Raw genomic sequence first — 25580 nt, forward strand, 5'->3', positions numbered from 1 at the left:
TGTCTAAAGAGAAATTTGAACGTAATAAACCGCACCTGAACGTGGGCACCATTGGTCACGTGGACCATGGTAAGACCACTCTGACGGCGGCACTGACTCGCGTATGTCACGAAGTGTGGGGTACAGGTTCTGCCAGCGCATTCGACCAGATCGATAACGCTCCGGAAGAGAAGGCGCGTGGTATCACCATCGCGACGTCTCACGTTGAGTATGATTCCCCGAACCGTCACTATGCGCACGTAGATTGCCCGGGCCACGCTGACTATGTGAAGAACATGATCACTGGTGCGGCGCAGATGGACGGTGCGATCCTGGTATGTTCCGCGGCTGACGGCCCCATGCCGCAGACCCGTGAGCACATCCTGCTGTCCCGTCAGGTTGGCGTTCCTTACATCGTGGTCTTCCTGAACAAGGCTGACATGGTGGATGACGAGGAGCTGCTGGAGCTGGTCGAGATGGAAGTTCGCGACCTGCTGAGCCAGTACGACTTCCCGGGTGACGACACTCCGATCATCACCGGTTCCGCGCTGATGGCGCTGGAAGGCAAGGATGACAACGAGATGGGTACTACCGCTGTGAAGAAGCTGGTAGAAGCCCTGGACGACTACCTGCCGGAGCCGGAGCGTGCCATCGATCAGCCGTTCCTGATGCCGATCGAGGACGTCTTCTCCATCTCCGGTCGTGGTACCGTTGTGACCGGCCGTGTTGAGCGTGGTATTGTCAAGACTGGCGACGAAGTGGAAATTGTAGGTATCAAGGATACCGTCAAGACCACCGTTACCGGTGTTGAGATGTTCCGCAAGCTGCTGGACGAAGGTCGTGCCGGTGAGAACATTGGTGCGCTGCTGCGTGGTACCAAGCGTGACGACGTTGAGCGTGGTCAGGTACTGGCGGTGCCGGGTTCCATCACTCCGCACACCAAGTTCGAGTGCGAAGTGTACGTGCTGAGCAAGGACGAGGGTGGTCGTCATACTCCGTTCTTCAAGGGCTATCGTCCTCAGTTCTACTTCCGGACCACTGACGTGACTGGCTCCTGTGAGCTGCCGGAAGGCGTAGAGATGGTAATGCCGGGTGACAACGTGAAAATGTCTGTGACCCTGATCGCTCCGATCGCCATGGAAGATGGTCTGCGCTTCGCGATTCGCGAAGGTGGCCGTACCGTTGGTGCCGGCGTGGTCTCCAAGATCGTCGAGTAAGTCGCTCCGATGATCCGAAAAAGGGGCTGCTTTGCAGCCCCTTTTTCTGTTCCGCAAGTACGTATGTCCAGCAATGCCGGGCGGCCATATAGCTGCTTGACACTGCTGGGTATTCTGCATACAATGCGGCTCCTTTTTTTGAAGGTCGGCTAACAGTAGCTGCTACGAGTGGAGTTTGGTGCATCATGCAAAGCCAAAAGATTCGAATCCGGTTGAAGGCGTTTGATTACCGCCTGATCGACCAGTCCACGCAGGAGATCGTCGATACCGCCAAGCGGACCGGCGCCCAGGTGCGTGGACCTATCCCTCTGCCGACGCGGAAGGAAAAGTACACCGTTCTGATTTCCCCGCACGTCAACAAGGACGCGCGCGATCAGTACGAAATCCGTACTCATAAGCGTTTGCTCGACATTGTCGAGCCGACGGAAAAGACAGTAGATGCTCTGATGAAGCTGGATCTGGCAGCGGGTGTAGACGTTCAGATCAGCCTCGGCTAGTACCGCCCGGTATTGGTCAGTGTAACTGTCCTAAGGCCATAGAGGGTGCAAGCCCCGTACACTATAGAGGTGAAACATGGCAATTGGTGTAGTCGGCCGTAAGGCCGGGATGACCCGTATTTTTACGGAAGACGGGCAGGCAGTGCCCGTAACGGTAATCGAGGTTGAAGCCAACCGCATTACCCAACTGAAAACCCTCGAAAGCGATGGCTATCGTGCAGTCCAGGTGACTGTCGGCAACCGTCGTCCCTCCCGGGTAACCAAGGCTCAGGCTGGTCATTACGCGAAAGCGGGTGTTGAGGCCGGTCGTGGTCTGTGGGAGTTCCGTCTTGCCGATGGTGAAGGCGACGACCTGCAGGCCGGTGGCGAGATCAACGTCTCCGTCTTCGAAGATGGCCAGATGATTGACGCTACGTCCCAGTCCAAGGGTAAGGGCTTCCAGGGTGGCGTGAAGCGCTGGAACTTCTCCATGCAGGATGCCACTCACGGTAACTCCCTGTCCCACCGTGCTCCGGGTTCCATTGGTCAGAACCAGACCCCGGGCAAGGTATTCAAGGGCAAGAAGATGGCCGGTCAGATGGGCAACAAGCAGGTCACTACCCAGAACCTGGAAGTGGTCCGTGTAGACGCCGAGCGCAATCTGCTGCTGGTCCGTGGCGCTGTTCCCGGTGCTACCGGTGGCGACGTGATCATCAAGCCTGCAGTTAAAGCCTGAGGAGCGGTGCGATGGAATTGACAATTACAGGTAGCGGCCAGGGGATCTCTGTTTCCGACGCCGCGTTCGCCAAAGAATTCAACGAGTCGCTGGTTCACCAGGTCGTCACCGCCTACATGGCTGGTGGTCGTCAGGGTACCCGCGCTCAGAAAACCCGTTCTGAAGTCAGTGGTGGTGGCAAGAAGCCCTGGCGCCAGAAGGGGACCGGCCGTGCTCGTGCAGGTACCATCCGTAGCCCGATCTGGCGCTCCGGTGGCGTAACCTTCGCTGCCAAGCCCCAGAGCTACGAGCAGAAAGTGAACCGGAAAATGTACCGGGCCGCGCTGCAGTCCATCTTTTCCGAGCTGGTTCGTCAGGAGCGTCTGGTCCTGGTTGATGACATCAACGTCGACAGCCCCAAGACCAAGGCGTTCAACGAGAAGCTGAAGGATCTGGGCGTCAGCAATGCCCTGATCCTTGCCGAGAATGTAGAGCAGAACCTTCATCTGGCGTCCCGTAACATCCCGCACGTTGACGTGCGTGACGTTGCAGGCCTTGATCCGGTAAGCCTGGTTGCCTTTGAGAAGGTTGTGGTTACCGTTCCGGCTCTTAAGAAGATCGAGGAGATGCTGGGATGAATCAGGAACGTATCTACAAGGTCCTGCTGGGACCGCACGTATCAGAGAAAGCGTCTCTGGTGGCAGAGCATAACCAGGTGGTCTTTCGAGTAGCGCCTGATGCGACCAAGCCGGAGATCAAGAAAGCCGTTGAGCAACTGTTCAACGTCACCGTCGAAGGTGTTCAGGTTCTGAACCGTAAGGGTAAGCTCAAGCGCACTATCCGCGGGTTCGGCAAGCGCGATGACATTCGCAAGGCTTATGTAAAGCTGGCGGAAGGTCAGGACATCGATTTTCTGGATGTGGAATAAGGTAAAGGGGTCGTAATATGCCGATCGTCAAAACCAAACCAACATCTGCCGGACGCCGTCACGTTGTAAAGCTTTACAACCCGGACCTGCACAAGGGGCGCCCCTACGAGCCGTTGGTTGAGACACTGAGTAAGTCCGGTGGTCGTAACCATTTCGGACGGATCACCACCCGTCACGTTGGTGGTGGACACAAGAAGCACTACCGTGTCATTGATTTCAAGCGGAACAAGGACGGTATTCCGGCGGTCATTGAGCGCCTGGAATACGACCCGAACCGCTCCGCGCACATCGCATTGCTGAAGTATGCCGATGGCGAGCGTCGCTACATTATCGCTCCCAAGGGTATGAGCATCGGTGACCCTGTGCGCTCCGGTATCGACGCGCCGATCAAGGTGGGCTCCACGCTGCCGCTCCGGAACATTCCGGTCGGTTCCGTGATCCACTGCGTCGAACTCAAGCCTGGCAAAGGTGCCCAGCTGGCTCGCTCCGCGGGCGCATCCGTACAGCTGGTCGCAAGGGAAGGGGCTTATGCCACCATCCGCCTGCGCTCAGGTGAAATGCGTAAGGTGCTTGTGGAATGCCGTGCAACGCTGGGTGAAGTATCCAACAGCGAGCACAGCCTCAAGCAGCTTGGTAAAGCGGGTGCATCACGTTGGCGCGGCAAACGGCCAACAGTACGTGGTGTTGCTATGAACCCAGTTGACCACCCGCATGGTGGTGGTGAAGGGCGTACCTCTGGCGGACGTCACCCGGTTACTCCGTGGGGTGTTCCGACCAAAGGGCATAAGACTCGTAAGAACAAGCGTACTGACAAGATGATAGTACGTCGTCGTTCGGCCAAGTAAACGACTACATAGAGGTAATTGCTGTGCCACGTTCTTTGAAGAAAGGTCCTTTTATAGACCTGCATCTGATGAAGAAGGTCGAAGCAGCTCTGGAAGCGAACGACAAGCGGCCGATCAAGACCTGGTCCCGTCGTTCCACGATCTTTCCGGAGTTCGTTGGTTTGACCATCGCTGTCCACAACGGCAAGCAACACGTGCCCGTCTACGTGACCGAAGATATGGTTGGTCACAAGCTGGGCGAGTTCGCGGCAACGCGGACTTACCGTGGTCATGCAGCCGACAAGAAAGCTAAACGCTGATTGTGAGGGGAAACGAAATGGAAGTAGCAGCCAAGTACAAGGGCGCTCGCCTCTCTGCTCAGAAAGCGCGTCTTGTCGCTGACCAGGTACGTGGCAAGGCGGTTGAGGACGCCCTGAACATTCTGACTTTCAGCCCGAAGAAGGCATCGGTGATCATCAAGAAAGCTCTTGAGTCCGCCATTGCCAACGCTGAGCACAACGAAGGTCTGGACGTAGATGATCTGCGGGTTTCCACCATCATGGTGGATGAAGGTCCGACGCTCAAGCGGATTAAAGCTCGAGCCAAGGGGCGCGCTGACCGGATTTTGAAGCGCACCTGTCATATCACCGTCAAGGTCGCCGACAAGTAGGAGATGCTCAGATGGGTCATAAAGTAAATCCGACCGGTATCCGGCTGGGGGTTGTCAAAGAGCACAACTCCGTCTGGTATGCCGAGAAGAAGGACTATGCGAACAAGCTGCTGAATGATATTCAGGTTCGCACATTCCTGGAAAAGCGTCTTGAAAAGGCGTCAGTCAGCAAGATCGTGATCGAGCGCCCTGCTCAGAATGCCCGTATCACGATCCATACCGCCCGTCCCGGTATTGTTATCGGTAAGAAGGGTGAAGATGTTGACCGTCTGCGTCGCGAAGTTGGCGAGCTGATGGGCGTGCCCGTGCACATCAACATCGAGGAAGTCCGCAAGCCGGATCTGGATGCCAAGCTGGTAGCGCAGAACGTTGCCGGTCAGCTCGAGCGTCGTGTGATGTTCCGTCGCGCCATGAAGCGCGCGGTGCAGAACGCCATGCGCCAGGGCGCCAAGGGTATCAAGATCCAGGTTGGCGGTCGTCTCGGGGGAGCCGAAATTGCCCGTTCCGAGTGGTACCGTGAAGGTCGCGTTCCGCTGCACACCCTGCGTGCAGACATTGATTACGCCACCTACGAAGCGAAGACCACCTACGGCATCATCGGCGTAAAGGTATGGATCTTCAAGGGTGAGATTCTTGGTGGTATGGAAGAGGTCCAGGCCAACAAGAATGCCTCTCGCAAGAAAGGTTCCAAGTAAAGGGGCACTCGTATGCTGCAGCCAAAACGCACCAAATTCCGTAAGGTAATGAAAGGCCGTAACACCGGTCTTGCTCACCGCGCCAACAAGGTGAGCTTCGGTGAATACGGATTGAAGGCGACCACTCGTGGACGTATAACGGCACGCCAGATTGAGGCGGCCCGTCGTACCATGACGCGTCGGATCAAGCGGGGTGGAAAAATCTGGATTCGGGTGTTCCCGGACAAGCCGATTTCCAGCAAGCCGCTTGAAGTACGTATGGGTAAAGGTAAGGGTTCTGTCGAGTACTGGGTAGCGGAAATCCAGCCAGGTCGTATGTTGTACGAAATGGAAGGGGTACCCGAAGAAGTGGCGCGTGACGCGTTCACTCTGGCCGCCGCCAAGCTGCCCGTTCAGACCACCTTTGTAACGAGGACGGTGATGTGATGAAAGCAACAGAGCTGCGTGAGAAGTCAGTCGACGAGCTGAACAAAGAGCTGATCGACCTCCTGAAGGAGCAGTTCAACCTGCGTATGCGCAAGGCGACAGGTCAGCTGAATCAGAGTCACCTTCTCGGCAAGGTGAAGCGCGACATTGCTCGCGTGAAAACAGTATTGAACGAAAAGGCAGGACAGTAACATGACTGAAGCTACCAAAACTGCCAGAACCCTTAGCGGCAAGGTCGTGAGCAACAAGGCGGAGAAATCCATTGTTGTTCTGGTGGAGCGTCAGGTGAAGCACCCGCTTTACGGCAAGTACGTAAAGCGCTCCACCAAGATCCAGGCTCATGACGAACAGAACGAGTGCAATATCGGTGATCTGGTAACCATCCAGGAAACCCGCCCGGTCTCCAAGACCAAAAGCTGGGCTCTGGTTGAAGTCACCGAACGCGCTTCCAAGGTGTAACTCGCCCGGACGGGGAGTCTTGTCGAAACTGCAAAAGTGGTTTCTGCTGGAGAATAACCATGATTCAGACTCAAACAATGCTTGAAGTCGCGGACAACAGTGGCGCGCGTCAAGTGCAGTGCATCAAGGTCCTGGGCGGTTCACACCGGCGTTATGCCAGGGTGGGGGATATCATCAAGGTAACCGTCAAGGAAGCCATCCCCCGCGGTAAGGTGAAGAAGGGCCAGGTCCTCAACGCTGTTGTTGTACGGACCCGCAAGGGCGTACGTCGTCCTGACGGATCGCTGATCCGCTTTGACGGTAACGCGGCAGTACTTCTTAACAACCAGGACGCGCCAATCGGTACCCGTATCTTCGGGCCGGTAACCCGCGAACTGCGTAACGAGAAGTTTATGAAAATTATCTCACTGGCACCCGAAGTACTGTAAGGACTAGAGGCCGGTTATGAAAAAGATCAAACGAGATGACGAAGTCATCGTGACCACGGGTAAAGACAAAGGCAAGCGCGGCAAGGTCCTGAAAGTTCAGGACGACGGTCGCGTGGTGGTTTCTGGCATCAACATGATGAAGAAGCACACCAAGCCCAACCCGATGCTGGGTACCCCGGGTGGCATCGTCGAGAAAGAAGCGCCTATTCAGGCTTCCAACGTGGCTATTTTTAATCCGCAGACCGGCAAGGCCGATCGCGTAGGCTTCCAGATCAAGGAAGACGGCGCCAAAGTGCGGATCTTCAAGTCCACGAATGAAGCTGTCGATAACCAGTAAGGGTGGTGGTTACGATGCTTAACATGAAAGAGCAATACGGTAAGGAAGTGGTACCGGCTCTGCAGAAGGAGTTCAGCTACAAGAACCCGATGCAGGTTCCGCGTATCGAAAAGATCACCCTTAACATGGGTGTGGGCGAAGCGGTTGGCGACAAAAAGCTGATCGAGAACGCCGTAGCAGATCTGGAGCGTCTGGCAGGCCAGAAGCCTGTTGTGACCAAGGCACGCAAGTCTGTTGCCGGCTTCAAGATCCGTGAAGGTTGGCCCATCGGTTGTAAGGTGACCCTGCGCGGTGAGCGCATGTGGGACTTCTTTGATCGCCTGGTTCACATCGCGATTCCTCGCGTTCGTGACTTCCGCGGTCTGAACCCGAAGTCCTTCGATGGTCGTGGAAACTACAGCATGGGTGTGCGTGAGCAGATCATCTTCCCGGAAATCGACTACGACAAGGCCGATAAGATCCGGGGTCTGGACATCACCATCACCACTACTGCTGAAACCGATGATGAAGGCCGCGAACTGTTGAAAGCCTTTGGCTTTCCGTTCAAGAAATAAGGAACGAGTGACATGGCAAAGGTTTCCATGAAGAACCGTGAGCTCAAGCGCGAAAAGACGGTAGAGAAGTACGCTGCCAAGCGCGCCGAGCTCAAGGCGATTATCAAGAACCCGAATACCAGCGATGAAGAGCGTTGGGACGCACAGATGAAGCTGCAGAAGCTTCCTCGTGATGCCAGCCCCTCACGTCTTCGCAATCGTTGCCAGGTTACCGGTCGTCCCCATGGCGTCCTGCGCAAGTTCGAGCTTTCACGGATCAAACTCCGTGAGCACGGCATGCGTGGCGATGTTCCGGGCCTGACCAAGTCAAGCTGGTAAGTGTCACCGCGAGTCATCGCGGTGATCGTTGGTAAGCGGTGCGGCAAGCCGCTGCACAACTAAAAAGATCAGGAGCCTCATACCAATGAGTATGCAAGACACGCTTGCGGATATGTTTACCCGTATCCGTAATGCACAGATGGCACAGAAGGCCGACGTGGCCATGCCATCTTCCAAAATGAAGGTCTCAGTAGCCCAGGTCCTGAAGGACGAAGGCTATGTCGAGGATTTTTCCGTCTCAGCTGATGCCAAGCCGGAACTGACCATCACCCTCAGATACTTCGGCGGTAAGCCGGTAATTGAGGAAATTCAGCGTGCCAGCCGTCCCAGCCTGCGCCAGTACAACGGTGCTGGTTCCCTGCCGAAGGTGGCAGGTGGTCTTGGGGTCGCTATCGTGTCTACGTCCAAGGGCGTTATGACCGACCGCGCTGCGCGTGCTGCCGGCGTTGGTGGCGAAGTCATCTGCACCGTATTTTAGGAGAAAGACATGTCCAGGGTTGCCAATAATCCTGTCGTGCTGCCTTCCGGTGTTGAGGTTAAGCTGAACGGACAGGAAATTAACGTAAAGGGCTCCAAGGGAGCGCTTGATTTCACCATTCACCAGGCGGTGGAAGTAACGCAGGAAGAGAACGTACTGCGCTTTGCTCCCCGTGATGGTGCCAAACAGTCCCGCGCTCTTGCTGGTACGACCCGTGCGCTGGTTAACAACATGGTTACCGGCGTCTCCACCGGGTTCGAGCGTAGGCTCAACCTGACCGGCGTTGGTTACCGGGCGCAGGCGCAGGGCAAGAAGCTCAACCTGACTCTGGGTTTCTCCCACCCGGTTGAGTACGAACTGCCCGAGGGGATCACCGCTGAAACTCCGTCCAACACGGAGGTTGTTATCCGCGGGATCGACAAGCAACAGGTTGGCCAGGTCGCTGCTGAAGTTCGCGCGTTCCGTCCGCCCGAGCCTTATAAGGGCAAGGGTGTTCGTTACTCGGACGAGCAGGTCAGACGCAAAGAAGCCAAGAAGAAATAAGGCGGGACTATGAGCGCGAATACTGAAAGATTGCGTCGCGCACGTAAGGTGCGCATGAAGATCCGTAAACTGGGCACTGACCGCCTCTGTGTACATCGTACACCGCGGCACATGTATGCCCAGGTCACCACCGCAGACGGCAGCAAGGTTATCGCTTCTGCCTCGACGCTGGACAAAGACCTGCGTCAGGGTGCTACGGGTAATGTGGACGCAGCCAAGAAGGTGGGCCAGCTGATCGCTGAGCGTGCCAAGGCTGCTGGTGTCGAAAAGGTCGCTTTTGACCGGTCCGGCTACCGTTACCATGGCCGTGTCCAGGCCCTGGCCGACGCCGCCCGTGAAGCTGGCTTGCAATTCTAAGAGGTGGAGAAGATGAGCGTTAACGAACAGAAGGCGCCTGAGCTCCAGGAAAAGCTGGTTCAGGTTAACCGCGTAGCCAAGGTGGTTAAGGGCGGTCGTATCTTTGCCTTTACCGCACTGACCGTGGTGGGTGACGGCAAAGGTCGTGTCGGCTTCGGTCGTGGTAAGGCCCGGGAAGTTCCGGTTGCCATCCAGAAGGCCATGGAAGCTGCGCGCAAAAACATGGTGGACGTTGCCCTCGACGGCAACACTCTGCAGTATCCGGTGAAGGCACAGCATGGCGGCTCCAAGGTCTACATGCAGCCGGCTTCCGAGGGTACCGGTATCATCGCCGGTGGTGCGATGCGTGCGGTACTGGAAGTGGCAGGTGTCCAGAACGTACTGTCCAAGTGTTACGGGTCCACCAACCCGGTGAACGTGGTACGTTCCACCATCAAGGGTCTCCAGGCCATGCAAGCGCCTGAAGACGTTGCAGCCAAGCGCGGCAAGACCGTGGAAGATATTCTGGGTTGAAGTCATGGCGAACAAGACAATCAAGGTTACACTGACCCGCAGCCCGATTAGCTGTCAGCCCAAGCACAAGTTGTGCGTCAAGGGTCTGGGTCTTCGTAAAATCGGTCATACCGTCGAAGTAGAGGACACTCCGTCCATTCGCGGCATGATCAACCGGGTAAACTACCTGGTACGGGTGGAGGAGAACTAAGATGCGTCTGAACGAACTTAGTCCGGAACCGGGTTCACGCCCGGCCGCCAAGCGCGTTGGTCGCGGTATCGGTAGCGGTCTGGGCAAGACCGCCGGCCGTGGTCACAAGGGTCTGAAGGCCCGTTCCGGTGGCTCCGTTGCGCCCGGTTTCGAGGGCGGTCAGCAGCCGCTGGCCCGTCGTCTGCCGAAGTTTGGTTTCACTTCCCGTCAGCAGCGTTACGTGGCTGAGATCCGGCTCAACGAGCTGGCCAAGGTCGACGGCGATGTCGCTGATCTGGAAGCCCTGAAGAAAGCCGACGTGATCCGTGAGGAAATCCGTGCGGCCCGAGTCATTCTGTCCGGGGAGCTGACCCGTCCGGTGACCGTCAAGGGTCTGAAGGTGACCAAGGGCGCTCGTGAGGCAATCACTGCCGCGGGTGGCAAAATCGAAGAATAAGGCGAGTCGAGGACTGCATGGCCAAGACATCATCAATGCCTGCGGGCGCGGGAAAAGGACTGGCAGAGCTGCGTTCGCGGCTCTGGTTTGTGGTCCTGGCGCTGCTGATCTACCGGATCGGCGCGCATATTCCCGTCCCGGGAATCAATCCGGATCGCCTGGCAGCACTGTTTGATCAGAATCAGGGCACCATCCTGAGTCTGTTCAATATGTTTTCCGGTGGTGCGCTTGAGCGGATGAGTATTCTCGCCCTCGGCATCATGCCTTACATCTCGGCGTCCATCATCATGCAGTTGATGACCGCGGTGAGCCCGAAGCTTGAGCAGCTCAAGAAAGAGGGTGAATCCGGACGCCGCAAGATCAGCCAGTACACACGCTACGGCACCGTACTGCTGGCCCTGGTGCAGGGTATGGGTATTTCCATGGGGCTGGCGTCCCAGGGTGTCACCTTCAACGACAGCTTCAGCTTCCACTTCGTGGCCGTGACCTCGTTTGTGGCTGGTGCGGTGTTCATGATGTGGCTGGGTGAGCAGATCACCGAGCGTGGTATTGGCAACGGCATTTCGCTGCTGATCTTCGCCGGTATCGTCGCCGGACTGCCCGGTGCAATCGGGCAGACCCTGGAGCAGGCCCGCAGTGGTGAGATGAGCCTGTTGGTGGTACTTGCCATCGGCGTACTCGCGGTCGCGGTGGTTGGCTTCGTGGTGTTCATGGAGCGGGGTCAGCGTCGCCTGACCATCAACTATGCGAAGCGACAGCAGGGGCGTCGGGTGTTTGCCCAGCAGTCGAGCCATCTGCCCCTGAAAGTGAACATGGCCGGTGTGATTCCGCCCATCTTCGCCTCGTCCATCCTGCTGTTCCCGGCATCCCTGGGGCAGTGGTTCGGTCAGGGTGAAGGCATGGAGTGGCTGAGCTCACTGTCCCAGGCCCTGGCGCCGAGCCAGCCGTTGTACATTATCCTGTTTGCGGCAGCAGTGGTGTTCTTCTGCTTCTTCTACACAGCGCTGATGTACAATCCGAGGGAAGTGGCTGACAACCTGAAGCGGTCCGGTGCCTTTATACCGGGTATCCGTCCGGGTGAGCAGACCGCCAAGTATATCGATGGCGTGCTGACACGCCTGACGCTCTTCGGTGCGATGTATATTGCAGCGGTATCCCTGTTCCCGCAGTTGTTGATGGTGGCAGGTAATGTTCCGTTCTATCTGGGCGGTACGTCGTTGCTGATTGTGGTAGTCGTGGTAATGGATTTCATGGCCCAGGTGCAGTCTCACCTGATGTCCCATCAGTATGAATCACTGATGAAGAAGTCCAACCTCAAGGGCTATGGCCGGGGCTGATCCGTCAGCCCCCCTTGAAATCTGGAGTCGACAATGAAAGTACGCGCTTCGGTAAAGAAAATTTGCCGTAACTGCAAAGTAATTCGTCGCAATGGCTCGGTTCGGGTCATCTGCACGGAGCCTCGTCACAAGCAGCGCCAGGGTTGATTCTTCCCGGAATCGAACCTGGTTACGCACAGGGCTTGACTGATAGCGCTTGACTCCGTACGGGGTCAAGCGCTATTATTTCGCGCCCTTTTTGTGGCGGAAAATTCACACAGCAAAGCTTTGAACGCGGAGTAATCTGAATGGCACGTATAGCCGGTGTCAATATACCCGACAACAAACATGCTGTTATCTCGCTGACCTACATCTTCGGTGTTGGCAAGACAGCAGCCCAGAAGCTTTGTGATGCAGCCGGTGTCCAGCAGGACGCCAAGATCAAGGACCTGACCGACGATCAAGTGGAGTCGCTTCGTACAGAAGTTGGCAAGCTGACCGTTGAAGGTGATCTGCGTCGCGAAGTTCAGATGAACATCAAGCGTTTGAAGGATCTCGGTTGCCACCGTGGTCTGCGTCATCGTCACGGCCTTCCGGTTCGTGGCCAGCGCACCAAGACCAACGCGCGCACCCGTAAAGGTCCTCGCAAACCGATTCGAAAGTAAACAGGTAGGCAAACATGGCAAAGCCAGGTACACGTACCCGTAAAAAGGTGAAAAAGACGGTTGTTGATGGCGTCGCGCACATCCACGCGTCCTTCAACAACACTATCGTGACCATTTCCGACCGTCAGGGCAACGTCCTGTCCTGGGCCACCTCCGGTGGTTCCGGTTTCCGTGGTTCACGCAAGAGCACACCTTTTGCTGCGCAGGTAGCAGCTGAAAGAGCCGGTAATGCGGCTGCTGAATACGGCCTTAAAAACCTGGACGTAGAGGTTAAGGGTCCCGGGCCCGGACGTGAATCTGCAGTTCGTGCGCTCAATGCGTGCGGCTACAAGATTACGAACATTACTGATGTGACGCCGATTCCCCATAACGGCTGTCGTCCGCCCAAGAAGCGCCGCGTTTAAAGGAGACAGTGAGATATGGCACGTTACATAGGTCCGAAATGTAAGCTGTCTCGCCGTGAGGGGACAGATCTTTTCCTGAAAAGTGGTGTTCGCGCACTGGATTCCAAGTGCAACATCGAACAGCCGCCGGGCATGCACGGCGCCCGTCGTGGCCGTCTGTCCGAATATGGCGTACAGCTCCGCGAAAAACAGAAAGTCCGTCGTATCTACGGCGTACTGGAGAAGCAGTTCCGCAATTACTACAAGGAAGCGGCCCGTCTGAAGGGCGCTACCGGCGAGAACCTGCTGCAACTGCTGGAAGCCCGTCTCGACAACGTGGTTTACCGCATGGGCTTTGGCTCTACCCGCGCCGAAGCACGTCAGTTGGTATCCCACAAGGCGGTTCTGGTGAACGACAAGCCGGTGAACATTCCGTCCTACCAGGTTCGTCCTGGCGACGTGGTGAGCATCCGTGAGAAGGCAAAGAACCAGCTGCGCGTTAAAGGCGCCCTGGAACTGTCTGCAAGTCGTGCCCCGGTGGAGTGGGTCGAGGTTGACGCCAACAAGATGACCGGCACCTTCAAGACGGTACCTGAGCGTACCGAGCTGTCGTCGGACATCAACGAGAACCTCATCGTCGAGCTTTACTCCAAGTAAAGTCCATTAGCAACGAGAGCAGATAGGGGCGTCTATGCAGCGTTCAGTACATGAGTTATTGACACCTCGTACCATTGACGTGAAGGAACTGAGCACCACTCGCGCCAAGGTGACCCTGGAGCCGCTCGAACGTGGCTTCGGTCATACCCTGGGCAGTGCCCTGCGTCGTATCCTTTTGTCCTCAATGCCGGGCTGTGCGATCACCGAAGCGCAGATCGACGGTGTGCTGCACGAGTACAGTGCCATTGAGGGTGTCCAGGAGGACGTCATTGAGATTCTTCTGAACCTCAAGGGCGTTGCCTTGAAGATGGGCGGGCGTGACGAAGCTGAGGTGACCCTCAGCAAGAAGGGCGCAGGCGTTGTGACTGCCGGCGATATCGCGCTGGACCACGATGTGGAGGTCACCAACCCGGATCATGTGATCTGTCACCTGAGCGAGAAGGGTGAAGTGAACATGCGTCTGAAGGTGGCCCGTGGCCGCGGTTACGAGCCCGCTGATCAGCGCGGTCTTGACGAGGATGAGACCCGTGCCATTGGACGCCTGCAGCTGGACGCCACGTTCAGCCCGGTACGTCGTGTTGCCTACGCGGTCGAAAGTGCCCGTGTTGAGCAGCGTACCGACCTGGACAAGCTGGTTATTGATCTGGAGACCAATGGTACCATCGACCCGGAAGAAGCCATTCGCCGGGCCGCCACCATCCTCCAGCAGCAGCTGGCCGTGTTTGTCGACTTCGATCATGAGAAAGAGCCGGAGAACGTAGAGGAAGAGGAAGAAATCGATCCCATCCTGCTGCGTCCGGTGGATGATCTGGAGCTGACGGTCCGTTCAGCCAACTGCCTCAAAGCAGAGAACATTTACTACATCGGCGATCTTATCCAGCGGACAGAAGTAGAACTGCTGAAGACGCCTAACCTGGGTAAAAAGTCGCTTACCGAAATCAAGGACGTGCTGGCCTCCCGCGGCCTGTCCCTGGGTATGCGTCTTGACAACTGGCCGCCGGCAAGCCTTCGTGGTGACGACCGGGTTCTGGGCGGTTGATCGCCGTATTGGTAGTTTAAGGTAAGGAATCAGAGCAATGCGTCATCGTAAGAGTGGTCGTAAGTTCAACAGGACCAGTGCGCATCGCAAGGCCATGTTCCGTAACATGACTGCGTCACTGGTTGAACACGAGCTGATCAAGACGACGCTCCCGAAAGCGAAGGAACTTCGCCGGGTAGCGGAGCCGTTGATCACGCTTTCCAAGCAAGATTCGGTTGCCAACCGTCGTCTGGCCTTTGCCCGTCTTCGTAACGACGAAGTCGTGGCCAAGCTGTTCGACGAACTGGGCCCGCGTTACAGCGAGCGTCCGGGTGGCTACCTGCGGATCCTCAAGTGCGGTTTCCGCGCTGGCGACAATGCCCCCATGGCATTTGTAGAGCTGGTCGGCCGCCCTGTGGACCTCGAAGCCGAAGAGATGGACGACGACGAGTAAGTTTTCGTTGTCAGGTCCGGAAAAGCCGGGGGCCGAGAGGCCTCCGGCTTTTTTTATGGACTGGAAGTGACTGGGTCGCAGTCCGATGTGGGGTGTGGCCTGCCTGAAGGAAGGTTACCTGATCAACGTTCCCCCTGGCGGTTAGCGGCGCCTTCCATGAAGTGGAGAACCGCCTCCTGGTACTCCGGTAGCATGAAGGTGCCTGCATGGGGCATATCGGTGCCCAGGAAGTCCTTGGGCTTCTCGGCGGCATCATAGAGCTCCGTGCCATGGTGGAAAGGAATGACGCCATCCCGGACGCTGTGGATCACCAGCACGGGCACAGGGCTGATACGTCCGATCAGGTCCACGCCTTCATAGCCGTCGGTCACGGTCCAGCTCAGGGGGATCTGGAACGGCCAGGTCAGCCAGAAACCATCCAGCTTTTCCCGCGCGATGGCCCGGAAACCGGAAAAGGTGCTATCCACCATAACCGCTGTCAGTGGCGGCTGTTCTCCCCTTGGTACCCATTCGCTGGCCAGGGTGATGGCGAGGGCGCCCCCCAGGCTCTGGCCCAAAAGGTATACGGGCAGTTCCTCGGTCTCTTTCTTTCGGTCCAGCCATCGCAGGCCGGTCTCTACGTCGTGCAGGGCGCCCTCCAGGTCCGGGGCGCCGGTTGACTGGCCGTACCCCCGGTAGTCCAGCAACAGGACGTTATAGCCGGCCTCAGGCAGCCAGGCGACGTTGAGGATATGGCTGCTGATGTTCTGGGCATTGCCATGAAGAAAATAGACGTGACCCTGGGGGTCTCCCTCGGCTGGCAACCACCAGGCATGCAGGGTTTCGCCATCCGGGGTGTCGATCCAGACATCCTCATAGGTGAGTTCCAGCCGGTCTGGGGTGATGTATACCTGTTGGTCCGGGAAAAAGAACAGGCTGGTGCACCCGCCCAGGAGTAGTCCAAGGCAGGTCAGGGGGGCAATCAGAAGTAGGCGTGGAATCCGAGCTTCCATAGGGTTTCGTACCGGTCGTAATGGTGTTTGCGGGACAGGGAGGCCTTGATGCTGTAATCCCGCCCCAGGTGATAAGCCCCCTCAAGGTAAAGGTCGTCCTCCCGATGCTGGTCGCTGACGATCCAGGCCTTGCTGCGAATGCCTGTCATCACGCTGACGCGGTCACCCTGGTGCAGCATCGACAGGTCCAGCCCGGGGGCCATGTCGTAGCCACGGTGGATATGCTTGCTGATCTCCAGGTCTCCGGTCAGGATCGCCAGGGCCTCCAACTGACCACCCAGGCGCCAGGTGCCACCGGCACCGCCCTCCAGGTAGGGCGTGAATATCCGGTTACCATCCGGAAGTTCCGAGCGGCGACCGCCAAAGCCCACCTGCCATGACAATGGACTGAAGAAGGCATTCCTGGGCGTCAGTGAACGGATCTCCACGCCCACCAGCTTCTCAACCTGGAACTCCTGGTTGTCGCTGTAGAGCCGGCTGTCCAGTCGCAGGAACTGGAGTTGCGCACCGGGGCGGTAACCCGCCGGTGGGTCAAGCAGATCATGATAGGCCGGGCGTAGCGACAGCTCGGCGTAGTGACGGTCGCCGGTATAACCGCCGGCGAGCCCCAGTCTCATGGTGTCGTGGCCCTGATCGTCGCGGACCTCCGGTTCCCGGGGAGACCCCAGGGACGGCTGGTCTGTCAACTGGCTGCGGGCCATCAGCAGATCATGGGACAGGGGGGCGGCGAAATCCCGGGGCCAGCCTTCTTCCTGGACCTGGTGGCGGACATAATCGTAGGTGGCATCGAGGATCTTCGCCCTGGAAGCGGGGGGCCGCGACTGGACTTCGGTGTCATCTACCTGGACATAGCCATTGGCGATGGCGGCGGCCAGCTGCTTTTCGTCGCCGTCCAGCTTGCCCAGGGCGTAGTTGACCTGGGTGGCGGCTGATGGCCGATAGGTCACCTCTGCCACCAGGTCCCGGTCCACCACCCAGCGAATGGTGTCCGACGGAATGGCGTGGGTACTCACTTCGTCCAGAAGTCGGGTGCCGGGGCGGGCCACATCGATCAGAGCCAATAGCCGGTAGGCGCAGTTCTCGTCGAAGAAGTAGTAGTCGAAATTGCGGTCCTGCACTTCCCAGGTGTGGGCCAGCATCTGGTCTACCTCATCGGGAGTGAGGTTGAGCCGGTACTCCCAGAGGTCCCGGTTCTCGATGTCGGAATAGACCCGGACCATCTCGTAATAGGGTTGTACCGTGGTGATGCCGGGGTAGCCGCCAAAAATGCCCCGATAGGCGAACAGGATTTCGCTGTCGTGCTCAGCGGCATCGGCGGCGTAGGAAATGGTGTTGGCCAGCAGAAGATTGGTCTCACCGTCCTCTTTCGGCGGATCGAGCCGGAGGAAGGTATGGCCGAACATGGAGGACGGGCTGTTCAGGTAAGAGGCGGCGAAGACCAGGGTGACCGCCCGGGTGTTCAGTTCAGCCTTCCAGTTGCTGAAATCCTCACAGTCGACCTCCGGCTCCGGCAGGTCCAGGTGTGAGCGTATCCAGGTGTCCCGGGCCGGAAACCGGCACCGGGCATGGTTGTTGTCATCACCGGTGACCGGTGCGCTAATGGCTTCGATGGTGGCCCGCAGCTCGGCTTCCGGGTCGGTCTTGCCATTCCCCGCGAAGAAGAAACTGTCGTCATCCGCCTGGCTGGTATGGCCGGAGCCCAGGGTGTCCGGATGGTAGTGTCCCAGCGTGAGCCAGGCATCGGTTGTTGCCAGATCGGCCAGGTTGTCCGGTGTCGGAGGGTTTGCATGGACGTTGATCGAGGCACTTAACAGCAGCCCCAGAGAGAGGCCTGGAACGGTCCGGATTGGCATGAAATGTCAGGTCTTGTGGCTGAAGGGGACGGCACAGGCTGCCGGTCAGGATAGTGACAGCCCGCCACAGGGGCGGGCTGTCTGTGAGTACGGACGTATCAGGCCACGTACTTGCTCAGGCGGTCGTTCTGCTCCAGCAGCGCCACAATGGCGTCAACGGCCTGGTCGGAGGTGGTATCGGAACTCGGGAAGATGGTCGCGAAGTTGTCCTGCAGCAGGCGGTAGAACTCGCCACGATCCGCTTCATCGACGTTCAGCAGGACGGCCAGGGTTTCCAGGTTTTCACCGGAACCACGGGACATGTCACGGGCTACCTTGTCCACGTTGCTGTCCATGTACATGGCCATGGACTGGATGGAGGCGTTGGTGTTACAGCCCAGGGTGCCGGTGGTCATGCCAAAGGTCTGGTTACCGAAAATGCCATTGGTAGTGGCCGCCAGCACGTGAGGTGCAATACCGGACTGTCCCTTGAAGACCATGGCACCGACACCACAGCCCGGCTGTGCAAAGGCCATGCTGGATGCGCCGAGGAGGATGGCACCTGCAATCAGTTTTTTCATGTTCTGCTCCTTGATTATCGTTTTGCGTCGCTCGTTTCCACGGGGAACCATCTGCCGGTTCCCGTAAGACGGTGGACCCTGACCGAAGTCTTAGTGTCCCGTCTGATTAATTCACGTAGTAGGTCGGCGAATTAATCAAACGGGAGGACACTAGAGCCTGACCGTTGCCCTCCAGTATAGCTCAGACCGCACAAAGGCCAAGCTTGTCCATTGATATCCCGACAGAAATCACACTCCTTCGGTCAACCCCCAAGGTAGGCCGCCTGCACATCGGGATTGGCGAGCAGATTGTCGCCGGTGTCATGCAGTCGGATGCGGCCTGTTTCCAGAACATAGCCGCGGTCCGCCAGCTGCAGCGCCTGGTTGGCGTTCTGTTCCACCAGGAACACGGTGATGCCCTCATTCCTGAGCTGGCCGATAATCTCGAAGATCTGTTTGATCACCAGCGGCGCCAGACCCAGGGAAGGCTCATCCAGGATCATCAGGCGCGGCTTGCTCATCAGGGCCCGGCCAATGGCCAGCATCTGCTGCTCGCCACCGGACATGGTGCCGGCCCTCTGGTGTTCCCGTTCCTTAAGTCGCGGGAACAAATGGTAGACATGATCGATGCTGCTCTCGTTCTCGGCGCGGGTGTTGAAGAATCCGCCCATATGGAGGTTCTCCGCCACGGTCAGGCCGGGGAACACCCGGCGGCCCTCCGGTACAATGGATATGCCGGAGCGCATGATTTCCGACGTGGGCAGCCGGGTAACGTCCCGGCCTTCCAGCAGCACCCGGCCCGAGGTAGCCTGGGGCGTGCCGCAGACCGTCATCAGCAGGGTGGTCTTGCCGGCACCATTGGCGCCGATCAGCGATACGATCTCCCCCTTTTTTACCTCGACGGATACGCCATGGAGCGCCTCGATCTTGCCGTAGTGGGTATGAACATCTTCCAGTAACAGCATGGGTCAGGCTTCTCCCAGGTAGGCTTTGATGACATCGTCGTTGTGGCGGATCTCGTCCGGTGTGCCACTGGCCAGGGGGCGGCCCTGACTGATGACGTTGATCCGGTCGGAGATACCCATGACCAGGCTCATGTCGTGTTCAATCAGGACCACGGATACGTTGTAGTCTTCCTTCAGGCTGATAATCAGTTGGTCCAGCTCCCGGGTTTCCGCCGGGTTGAGGCCGGCAGCGGGCTCGTCCAGCATCAGCAGGCGCGGTTCGGTCACCATGCAGCGGGCGATTTCCAGCCGCCGTTGCTGGCCGTAGGCCAGATTGCCGGCCTCGAGGTTGGCCTGAGCCGTCAGACCAACCCGTTCGAGCCAGTAGGCGGCCCGGTCAAGGGCCTTCTGTTCCCGGGTGCGGTAATTGGGGGTGGCAATCAGACCGGCCAGCAGGTTGGTGTTCAGGTGGCGGTGTTGCGCCACCATCAGGTTTTCCACCACCGTCATGCGGCTGAACAGGCGCACATGCTGGAAGGTCCGTACCAGCCCGAGCCGGGAAATCCGGTGATCGGGCTTGCCCTGGATCTCCCGGCCATCAAGCAGTATCTTGCCCCCGGTGGGCCGGTAAAAGCCGCTCATGCAGTTGAACACGGTGGTCTTGCCGGCGCCGTTAGGACCGATAATGGAGACGATTTCCCGTTCCTGGACATCCAGGGACACCTGATCCACCGCCAGCAGGCCGCCAAACCGCATCGACAGGTTCTGTACTTCAAGCATCGACTACGCTCCTGCCTGGAGTTTGATTTGACGGCGTCGCATGGGAAGCAGGCCCTGGGGGCGCCAGACCATCATCAGCACCATGGCCGCCCCGAAAATCAGCATCCGGTACTCGGAGAATTCCCGGGCCAGTTCCGGCAGGATGGTCACCGCGATGGCTGCCAGAATCACGCCCATCTGCGAGCCCATGCCACCCAGGACCACAATGGCCAGGATGATAGCCGATTCCAGGAATACGAACGATTCGGGGCTGATAAAGCCCTGCTTGGAGGCGAAGACGGTACCGGCAAAGCCCGCGAAGAAAGCGCCGATGGTAAATGCCGAAAGCTTGACGGCGGTGCGGCTGAGCCCCAGGGAGCGAGCGGCAATCTCGTCTTCCCGAAGTGCCTCCCAGGATCGGCCCACGGGCATACGCATCAGCCGGCGGATAACAAACGCGGTGAAGATGGCCAGTACCAGCGCAATCAGGTACAGGAAGATCACCTTGTGTTCACCGGCGTAGGCGATCCCAAACGTCTCGTGGAAGGAGGTATTGCCTTCTTCCTTGACCCGGCGGCCGAACTCCATGCCGAACAGTGTGGGGTCGGGAATCCCGCCGATGCCGTTGGGGCCGCCGGTCACATTGGTCCAGTTGTTCAGCAGGATGCGGATGATCTCGCCGAAGCCGAGGGTGACAATGGCCAGGTAGTCGCCCCGTAACCGCAGTACCGGGAAGCCCAGCATCAGGCCAAACAGGGCCGCCAGCAGGGCGCCGATAGGCAACGCCATCCAGAACGAGACGCCCCAGTAGTTGGAGAGCAGGGCAAAGGTATAGGCGCCGACCGCGTAGAAGGCAACATAACCCAGGTCCAGCAGGCCCGCCAGACCCACCACCACGTTTAGGCCCAGGGCCAGCATGATGTAGATCAGTACCAGGGTGGCGAGGTCCACCGAGCCCCGGGAGACAAAGAAGGGCCAGATCAGGGCGATGGCGATCAGGATGCCAAGACCGATGTTCTCCAGGCGGACCCGCTTCTCCTGGGGCATGGGCTCACGGTTGGCCATGGGGTTCAGCGCCGCAACCTGGCTGAAACGTCCCATGATGGAGTCCCGGAAGAGCTGGAACAGGAACACGACCACCGCTGCCACGGCCACGGCAACCCAGGTAAAGGTTCCGGCACCGGTCACGGTGATATCAGTACCTACTGCGGTCAGTTTGAGGCCCAGGATGGGCCAGGCAATGATCAGGGTGATCACAGCGCAAAACAGTGCGTGTCGGAGGTTCTGGGCGACCATCAAATCTTCTCCACTTCCGGTTTGCCCAGCAGCCCGGTGGGCTTGAACAGCAGGATCAGTATCAGCAGGCCGAATGAGATCACGTCCTTGTACTCACCGCTGAGATAGCCGGAGGTCATGGCTTCGGCAATGCCCAGGATCAGGCCGCCCAGCATGGCACCGGGAATGCTGCCGATGCCACCCAGGACGGCGGCGGTGAAGGCCTTAAGGCCGGCAATAAAACCGAACAGCGGGTCCACCGAGCCGTAGTACATGCCCAGCAACAGGCCCGCGACGGCGGCCAGGGCGGCACCGATGACGAAGGTGGCGGAAATGATCCGGTTGGTATCGATGCCCAGCAGGTTGGCCATGCCCAGGTCCTGGGAGACCGCGCGACAGGCCCGGCCGATCCGGGAGCGGGAGATAAACAGGGACAGGGCGGTCATGCAGATAAAAGTGGTTACGAAGATGGTGATCTGTATCCACGAGAGGGACATCTGGAAGCCATCCTCATCGCCGCCGAACTGGAAGCCACCTTCGATCAGCGCCGGAAAACCGATGTTCCGGGAACCCTGGGCCAGGTGCACATAGTTCTGCAGGAAGATGGACATGCCGATAGCGGAAATCAGGGGGATCAGCCGGTGCCGTCCCCGTACCGGGCGGTAGGCCACCCGTTCCACCGCCCAGCCCATGGAGCTGGACACGATGACCGCGCAGATCAGCGCTATCAGGAGTACCAGTGGCAACCAGGCGATGCCCAGCGTGGCGAGGCCGGTAATGGCGATCAGCGCGGTGTAGGCGCCAATCATGTAAATCTCGCCGTGGGCGAAGTTGATCATGCCGATGATGCCATAAACCATGGTGTAGCCGATGGCAATCAGGGCATAGGTGCTGCCGATGGTCAGTCCATTGATCAACTGCTGACAGAAGTAAAGCAGGTCTTGCATGGGTGGGACTCTCCGCCAACCTGACCGCAGGTAAGCAGCCCCGGGCCAGACAAGACCCGGGGCATGGTCACTTCGGTTTGGGGGTTACTGGTTAACGGGAGTCTTGCTGCCGTCGGCGTGCCATTCGTAGACGACGAACTCGAAGGATTCCATATCCCCCTTGTCGTCGTAGCTGACGGTGCCGATGGGGGTTTCAAAGCTGCCTTCGCGCAGGGCGTCGGCCACCTCGAACGGGTCGGTGGAGCCGGCCTGCTCGATGCCCTCGGCAATCAGTTGCACCGCGGTGTAGGAGGTCAGTACGAAGGGCCCGGACGGATCCTCTCCCTTCTCTTCGAACGCCTTGACCAGTTCCTGGTTTTCCGCCTTCTCGTCGAAGCTCGGTGGCAGGGTCACCAGCAGGCCTTCGGCGGCGTCGCCGGCAATGGTGTTGATGTCCTTGTTACCGACGCCCTCAGGCCCCATGAAGGTGGCGTCCAGGTCTGCCTGGCGTGCCTGGCGCAGGATCAGGCCCAATTCCGGGTGGTAGCCGCCGTAGTAGACGTAATCCACATCCGCCTGCTTGAGCTTGGTGACCAGGGAGGAGAAGTCCTTGTCACCGGCGGTAATGCCTTCGAACATGACCACATTGACATCGGCATCTTCCAGGGTGTCGCGGACGGCAGTGGCAATACCTTCACCGTACTGCTGCTTGTCGTGAACCACGGCGACCCGTTGTGGGTCCAGGGAGATCAGGTGGTTGGCTGCCACAGGCCCCTGCATGCTATCGAGGCCGATGGTGCGGAACACCAGTTCGTAGCCGCGCTCGGTGATGGCCGGACTGGTGGAGGCCGGGGTGATCATCAGGATGCCTTCGTCCTCGTAAATGTCGGAGGCGGGCTGGGTCGAGCTGGAACACAGGTGACCCACCACAAAGCTGACGCCGTCATTGACCATGCTGTTGGCCACGGTAACGGCCTGTTTGGGGTCGCACACATCGTCCATTTCCACGGCCTCGAGCATTTCGCCGTCGACACCTCCATTGGCGTTTATCTGCTCAATGGCCATGCGGGCGCCGGCGAACTGCATGTCGCCGTACTGGGCAACAGGGCCGGTCATGGGGCCGGCAATACCAATCTGAATGTCCGCCAGTGCGGAAGCGGGGAGGGCCAGTGCGGCGGACACGCCGGTAGCCAGGGCGAGTTTCGTGAAATTCTTGATCATGGGAAGCTCCTGCCTGTTTAGATTTCTTCTTTATTGACAACGAATTAAACAAATACCACCTGAGCGTCCGTGTCAAGGAAGTCTGATCCCGGGCGCCGGTTTGTCGGTCATTATCGGCGACCATTCACAGTCTCCCGGCTATTGGCGTCCATTGCACCGGAATGATTCTGGATTATGTGATATTCAGAACCGTTTTTCGATGGCCTTGGACGATTTTTCCGGGACGATCACGTGATTGACGACTCAGGTCGGATCCGCAGCAAGACTCGGGCCAGGATACTGCTGTCAGGTATTGTCCTGCTCCGGGTCTATCTCTTCCGGATAGATCAGGTCCCGGAACGCCTGGTGCTCCTGCAGGCGGGCGAAACTGGGATCCACGGACGCATCGTCGCGATAGGCATCGGAGATCTCCACCGCCTTGGCAAGATCGGTCACGGCATCGTCCCAGCGGCCGATTTCGGCGCAGGCGCAGGCAAGCTGATAGTGGGCATGGCCGTTCTCCGGATCAAGCTTCAACGCTCGCTGGCACAGGCTGATGGCCCACAGCGGCTCCTGCATTTCCAGCACCGCATCGGCCTTGAAGCTCAGCGCTTCCACATCGTCGGGGCGCAGGTCCAGGATACGGTCGTAGGAGGCAATCTTGTTCTGTTGCGAGGTCTCCTGACTGGCTTTCAGCCACAGGGAATGCACCTCGTTGGTGCGCTCAATTTCGGCCTGGTTCTTGTGGATGATGTCGGATTTCTGCTGGAGTTGTTCCTCGATGGACTTGAGCCGGGTCTCGTACTCCACCACCAGTTCATTGACCCGTTTCTCGGCAAGGCTGGTGAGCTGGTTACGCATGTCGCGGATCGAGTTCCAGCCGATGACTACCAGGATGGAGGTGGCGCCGGCAATCAGGTAGAAGAAGTAGGTCACCGTATCGGTGGCGTAGGACATGGTCTTGTCCGCCACGGACAGCTCCTTGTCCACCACTTTCTCGATCAGTTCGGCCCGGGTGTTCTGCAGCTCGGTTCTCAGGGCCTTGGTTTCCTCCAGCAGATAGAGTTCCACGAACGGGGTGTACATGGAGTCTTCCAGTTCCGGAATTTCCTGTTCCACATCTTCAGCCGTGGGGCCGCCCCGTTCATCACCGGTGGTTTGTGCCATCGCGGAGACAGGCAATAGCAGCAGGGCGGCGAGGACACTGGAAAGCAGGCGGCGGGAAAGAATCTCTATCTGGTACATCGTGATTCCTGTGACGTGTGTTTTGATGCTGACCATAGCATAACCGCGCGGGTGGCGTACGGTCAGGCTGCCTGCCCAGGGATAGCGCCCGCAATGGTGGTCAGGAGAGTGAGGGAGTAGGGGCGGGAAGGCTGGATACGTGCCAGCCCTACTTGCTTTTCCGGGCGTAAAGACCTCTAATAGTTAGTGGTATAAATAAATGGTGTTGCCGAGTCATGTCCAATCTGAATGAACGCCGCAATAGGGCGGGGTCCCCGTCGTCCGACAGCAAGAGCTATGAACAGGTGCTTGTGGCCCTGCGCCGGGTCATCCGGGCTACTGACCTGCATTCCAAACGACTGAGCAAGCATTCCGGGCTGACCGGGCCCCAACTGCTGATCATGCGCACCATTCGCGACCTGGGTGAGGTGACCATTGGCACCATCGCCGATCATGTCAGCCTGAGCCAGGCTACGGTCACCACCATCCTGGACCGGCTGGAACACCGTAACCTGGTCTACCGGGTGCGCAGTACTCAGGACAAGCGCAAGGTCCATGCCCATCTGACCGATGAGGGGGGGCTGGCCCTGGACAGGGCGCCGCTACCCCTGCAGGATAATTTCATCCGCAAGTTCCAGAACCTGGACCAGTGGGAACAGAGTATGATCGTGGCGTCCCTGCAGCGGGTGGCCAACATGATGGATGCGGATGACATCGATGCCTCACCGGTGCTGGATGTGGGCTCCGTGCTGCGGGAAGACGGCTGGAAAGGAAAGGGGTGATCGACCGGGTCCACCTGGCTGGCGGACCCTGAAAGCAGCGGCGTATGCCG

At 58.5% G+C, this 25580-nt stretch carries 39 protein-coding genes; 30 read left to right on the forward strand and 9 right to left on the reverse strand.

What is annotated here, in order from left to right; translation table 11 throughout:
• From tuf to rplQ, 29 genes are all read left to right on the forward strand, one after another.
• Nucleotides 1-1196 (forward strand): elongation factor Tu (gene tuf / locus ACJO3T_RS01385; protein WP_406960789.1); only part of this gene is annotated, 1196 nt, incomplete at its 5' end.
• 185 nt (nt 1197-1381) lie between these two features.
• Nucleotides 1382-1693 (forward strand): 30S ribosomal protein S10, encoded by a 312-nt coding sequence (rpsJ, locus tag ACJO3T_RS01390; RefSeq protein WP_004580743.1) that lies wholly within the window; start codon nt 1382-1384, stop codon nt 1691-1693.
• Between the two features lie 76 nt (nt 1694-1769).
• Nucleotides 1770-2408 (forward strand): 50S ribosomal protein L3, encoded by a 639-nt coding sequence (rplC, locus tag ACJO3T_RS01395; RefSeq protein WP_406960792.1) that lies wholly within the window; start codon nt 1770-1772, stop codon nt 2406-2408.
• Nucleotides 2409-2419: 11 nt separating this feature from the next.
• The gene (gene rplD / locus ACJO3T_RS01400) at nt 2420-3025 is read left to right on the forward strand and encodes a 50S ribosomal protein L4 (RefSeq protein WP_328187350.1); all 606 of its coding nucleotides are present in this window, start codon (nt 2420-2422) and stop codon (nt 3023-3025) included.
• Complete coding sequence (rplW, locus tag ACJO3T_RS01405; RefSeq protein WP_328187351.1) at nt 3022-3315, forward strand: 50S ribosomal protein L23; 294 nt, start codon at nt 3022-3024, stop codon at nt 3313-3315. The genes rplD and rplW overlap by 4 nt, the downstream gene beginning before the upstream one ends.
• Before the next feature lie 17 nt (nt 3316-3332).
• Nucleotides 3333-4160: a 50S ribosomal protein L2 gene (gene rplB, locus ACJO3T_RS01410; protein ID WP_406960795.1), complete on the forward strand. Its 828-nt coding sequence runs from the start codon at nt 3333-3335 to the stop codon at nt 4158-4160.
• A gap of 23 nt (nt 4161-4183) precedes the next feature.
• The gene (gene rpsS, locus ACJO3T_RS01415) at nt 4184-4459 is read left to right on the forward strand and encodes a 30S ribosomal protein S19 (protein ID WP_406960797.1); all 276 of its coding nucleotides are present in this window, start codon (nt 4184-4186) and stop codon (nt 4457-4459) included.
• A 17-nt stretch (nt 4460-4476) separates the two neighbouring features.
• On the forward strand, nt 4477-4809 hold the full coding sequence (gene rplV, locus ACJO3T_RS01420) for a 50S ribosomal protein L22 (RefSeq protein WP_248236470.1): 333 nt from the start codon (nt 4477-4479) through the stop codon (nt 4807-4809).
• 11 nt (nt 4810-4820) lie between these two features.
• Entirely contained in the window at nt 4821-5504 is a 684-nt protein-coding gene (rpsC, locus tag ACJO3T_RS01425) for a 30S ribosomal protein S3 (protein WP_328187357.1), read from the forward strand.
• Nucleotides 5505-5516: 12 nt separating this feature from the next.
• Nucleotides 5517-5930, forward strand: coding sequence for a 50S ribosomal protein L16 (gene rplP, locus ACJO3T_RS01430; protein WP_328187359.1), 414 nt, complete (start codon nt 5517-5519; stop codon nt 5928-5930).
• The gene (gene rpmC / locus ACJO3T_RS01435) at nt 5930-6121 is read left to right on the forward strand and encodes a 50S ribosomal protein L29 (protein ID WP_406960801.1); all 192 of its coding nucleotides are present in this window, start codon (nt 5930-5932) and stop codon (nt 6119-6121) included. Before rplP ends, rpmC begins: the two co-directional genes overlap by 1 nt.
• A 1-nt stretch (nt 6122) precedes the next feature.
• A complete protein-coding gene (gene rpsQ, locus ACJO3T_RS01440) occupies nt 6123-6389 on the forward strand; it encodes a 30S ribosomal protein S17 (RefSeq protein WP_328187361.1) in 267 nt (88 codons plus the stop codon).
• A 59-nt stretch (nt 6390-6448) separates the two neighbouring features.
• Nucleotides 6449-6817 (forward strand): 50S ribosomal protein L14, encoded by a 369-nt coding sequence (gene rplN, locus ACJO3T_RS01445; RefSeq protein ID WP_091854882.1) that lies wholly within the window; start codon nt 6449-6451, stop codon nt 6815-6817.
• Between the two features lie 16 nt (nt 6818-6833).
• Nucleotides 6834-7154: a 50S ribosomal protein L24 gene (rplX, locus tag ACJO3T_RS01450; RefSeq protein ID WP_092016129.1), complete on the forward strand. Its 321-nt coding sequence runs from the start codon at nt 6834-6836 to the stop codon at nt 7152-7154.
• 14 nt (nt 7155-7168) lie between these two features.
• Entirely contained in the window at nt 7169-7708 is a 540-nt protein-coding gene (rplE, locus tag ACJO3T_RS01455) for a 50S ribosomal protein L5 (RefSeq protein WP_406960805.1), read from the forward strand.
• Nucleotides 7709-7720: 12 nt separating this feature from the next.
• On the forward strand, nt 7721-8026 hold the full coding sequence (rpsN, locus tag ACJO3T_RS01460) for a 30S ribosomal protein S14 (protein WP_406960807.1): 306 nt from the start codon (nt 7721-7723) through the stop codon (nt 8024-8026).
• Nucleotides 8027-8111: 85 nt separating this feature from the next.
• The gene (gene rpsH, locus ACJO3T_RS01465) at nt 8112-8504 is read left to right on the forward strand and encodes a 30S ribosomal protein S8 (protein ID WP_406960809.1); all 393 of its coding nucleotides are present in this window, start codon (nt 8112-8114) and stop codon (nt 8502-8504) included.
• 9 nt (nt 8505-8513) lie between these two features.
• The gene (rplF, locus tag ACJO3T_RS01470; protein ID WP_328187367.1) at nt 8514-9047 is read left to right on the forward strand and encodes a 50S ribosomal protein L6; all 534 of its coding nucleotides are present in this window, start codon (nt 8514-8516) and stop codon (nt 9045-9047) included.
• Nucleotides 9048-9056: 9 nt separating this feature from the next.
• Nucleotides 9057-9404 carry a 50S ribosomal protein L18 gene (rplR, locus tag ACJO3T_RS01475; RefSeq protein ID WP_328187369.1) on the forward strand — a complete coding sequence of 116 codons (348 nt, stop codon included), beginning with the start codon at nt 9057-9059 and terminating at the stop codon, nt 9402-9404.
• A 12-nt stretch (nt 9405-9416) separates the two neighbouring features.
• A complete protein-coding gene (rpsE, locus tag ACJO3T_RS01480; protein WP_328187370.1) occupies nt 9417-9917 on the forward strand; it encodes a 30S ribosomal protein S5 in 501 nt (166 codons plus the stop codon).
• A gap of 4 nt (nt 9918-9921) precedes the next feature.
• Nucleotides 9922-10107, forward strand: coding sequence for a 50S ribosomal protein L30 (gene rpmD / locus ACJO3T_RS01485; protein WP_092016150.1), 186 nt, complete (start codon nt 9922-9924; stop codon nt 10105-10107).
• A gap of 1 nt (nt 10108) precedes the next feature.
• The gene (gene rplO / locus ACJO3T_RS01490) at nt 10109-10543 is read left to right on the forward strand and encodes a 50S ribosomal protein L15 (RefSeq protein ID WP_406960812.1); all 435 of its coding nucleotides are present in this window, start codon (nt 10109-10111) and stop codon (nt 10541-10543) included.
• A gap of 17 nt (nt 10544-10560) precedes the next feature.
• Nucleotides 10561-11880: a preprotein translocase subunit SecY gene (gene secY / locus ACJO3T_RS01495; RefSeq protein ID WP_328187374.1), complete on the forward strand. Its 1320-nt coding sequence runs from the start codon at nt 10561-10563 to the stop codon at nt 11878-11880.
• A 33-nt stretch (nt 11881-11913) separates the two neighbouring features.
• Complete coding sequence (gene rpmJ / locus ACJO3T_RS01500; protein ID WP_004580765.1) at nt 11914-12027, forward strand: 50S ribosomal protein L36; 114 nt, start codon at nt 11914-11916, stop codon at nt 12025-12027.
• Nucleotides 12028-12167: 140 nt separating this feature from the next.
• Complete coding sequence (rpsM, locus tag ACJO3T_RS01505) at nt 12168-12524, forward strand: 30S ribosomal protein S13 (protein WP_406960815.1); 357 nt, start codon at nt 12168-12170, stop codon at nt 12522-12524.
• Between the two features lie 14 nt (nt 12525-12538).
• Nucleotides 12539-12928 carry a 30S ribosomal protein S11 gene (gene rpsK / locus ACJO3T_RS01510; RefSeq protein WP_007153992.1) on the forward strand — a complete coding sequence of 130 codons (390 nt, stop codon included), beginning with the start codon at nt 12539-12541 and terminating at the stop codon, nt 12926-12928.
• Between the two features lie 15 nt (nt 12929-12943).
• Entirely contained in the window at nt 12944-13564 is a 621-nt protein-coding gene (rpsD, locus tag ACJO3T_RS01515; protein WP_406960818.1) for a 30S ribosomal protein S4, read from the forward strand.
• Nucleotides 13565-13598: 34 nt separating this feature from the next.
• Entirely contained in the window at nt 13599-14603 is a 1005-nt protein-coding gene (locus tag ACJO3T_RS01520) for a DNA-directed RNA polymerase subunit alpha (RefSeq protein ID WP_406960820.1), read from the forward strand.
• A 37-nt stretch (nt 14604-14640) separates the two neighbouring features.
• Nucleotides 14641-15036, forward strand: coding sequence for a 50S ribosomal protein L17 (rplQ, locus tag ACJO3T_RS01525; protein WP_406960822.1), 396 nt, complete (start codon nt 14641-14643; stop codon nt 15034-15036).
• Nucleotides 15037-15158: 122 nt separating this feature from the next.
• Here rplQ and ACJO3T_RS01530 read toward each other — a convergent pair whose 3' ends face one another.
• The 9 genes from ACJO3T_RS01530 to ACJO3T_RS01570 form a co-directional block, all read right to left on the reverse strand.
• A complete protein-coding gene (locus ACJO3T_RS01530; RefSeq protein WP_406960824.1) occupies nt 15159-16028 on the reverse strand; it encodes an alpha/beta hydrolase in 870 nt (289 codons plus the stop codon).
• The gene (locus ACJO3T_RS01535; protein WP_406960825.1) at nt 15998-17881 is read right to left on the reverse strand and encodes an Lnb N-terminal periplasmic domain-containing protein; all 1884 of its coding nucleotides are present in this window, start codon (nt 17879-17881) and stop codon (nt 15998-16000) included. The genes ACJO3T_RS01530 and ACJO3T_RS01535 overlap by 31 nt, the downstream gene beginning before the upstream one ends.
• A gap of 98 nt (nt 17882-17979) precedes the next feature.
• Complete coding sequence (locus tag ACJO3T_RS01540) at nt 17980-18441, reverse strand: DUF3015 domain-containing protein (RefSeq protein ID WP_406960827.1); 462 nt, start codon at nt 18439-18441, stop codon at nt 17980-17982.
• A 242-nt stretch (nt 18442-18683) separates the two neighbouring features.
• Nucleotides 18684-19385, reverse strand: coding sequence for an ABC transporter ATP-binding protein (locus ACJO3T_RS01545; RefSeq protein WP_406960829.1), 702 nt, complete (start codon nt 19383-19385; stop codon nt 18684-18686).
• Between the two features lie 3 nt (nt 19386-19388).
• Complete coding sequence (livG, locus tag ACJO3T_RS01550) at nt 19389-20144, reverse strand: high-affinity branched-chain amino acid ABC transporter ATP-binding protein LivG (protein ID WP_406960831.1); 756 nt, start codon at nt 20142-20144, stop codon at nt 19389-19391.
• 3 nt (nt 20145-20147) lie between these two features.
• Nucleotides 20148-21419 (reverse strand): high-affinity branched-chain amino acid ABC transporter permease LivM, encoded by a 1272-nt coding sequence (locus ACJO3T_RS01555; RefSeq protein ID WP_406977612.1) that lies wholly within the window; start codon nt 21417-21419, stop codon nt 20148-20150.
• Nucleotides 21419-22345: a high-affinity branched-chain amino acid ABC transporter permease LivH gene (gene livH, locus ACJO3T_RS01560; RefSeq protein ID WP_406960835.1), complete on the reverse strand. Its 927-nt coding sequence runs from the start codon at nt 22343-22345 to the stop codon at nt 21419-21421. Before livH ends, ACJO3T_RS01555 begins: the two co-directional genes overlap by 1 nt.
• A gap of 84 nt (nt 22346-22429) precedes the next feature.
• Nucleotides 22430-23545, reverse strand: a complete 1116-nt coding sequence (locus ACJO3T_RS01565) for a branched-chain amino acid ABC transporter substrate-binding protein (RefSeq protein WP_406960837.1) — start codon at nt 23543-23545, stop codon at nt 22430-22432.
• 285 nt (nt 23546-23830) lie between these two features.
• Entirely contained in the window at nt 23831-24691 is an 861-nt protein-coding gene (locus tag ACJO3T_RS01570) for a TPR end-of-group domain-containing protein (protein ID WP_406961207.1), read from the reverse strand.
• Between the two features lie 293 nt (nt 24692-24984).
• On the opposite strand from ACJO3T_RS01570, the gene ACJO3T_RS01575 reads away from it, so the two are divergent.
• Nucleotides 24985-25530, forward strand: coding sequence for a MarR family winged helix-turn-helix transcriptional regulator (locus ACJO3T_RS01575; RefSeq protein WP_406960839.1), 546 nt, complete (start codon nt 24985-24987; stop codon nt 25528-25530).
• The last annotated feature ends 50 nt before the right edge of the window (nt 25531-25580 follow it).

Origin of the sequence: Marinobacter shunpengi (assembly GCF_045449715.1) — a bacterium.
GTDB lineage: Bacteria > Pseudomonadota > Gammaproteobacteria > Pseudomonadales > Oleiphilaceae > Marinobacter.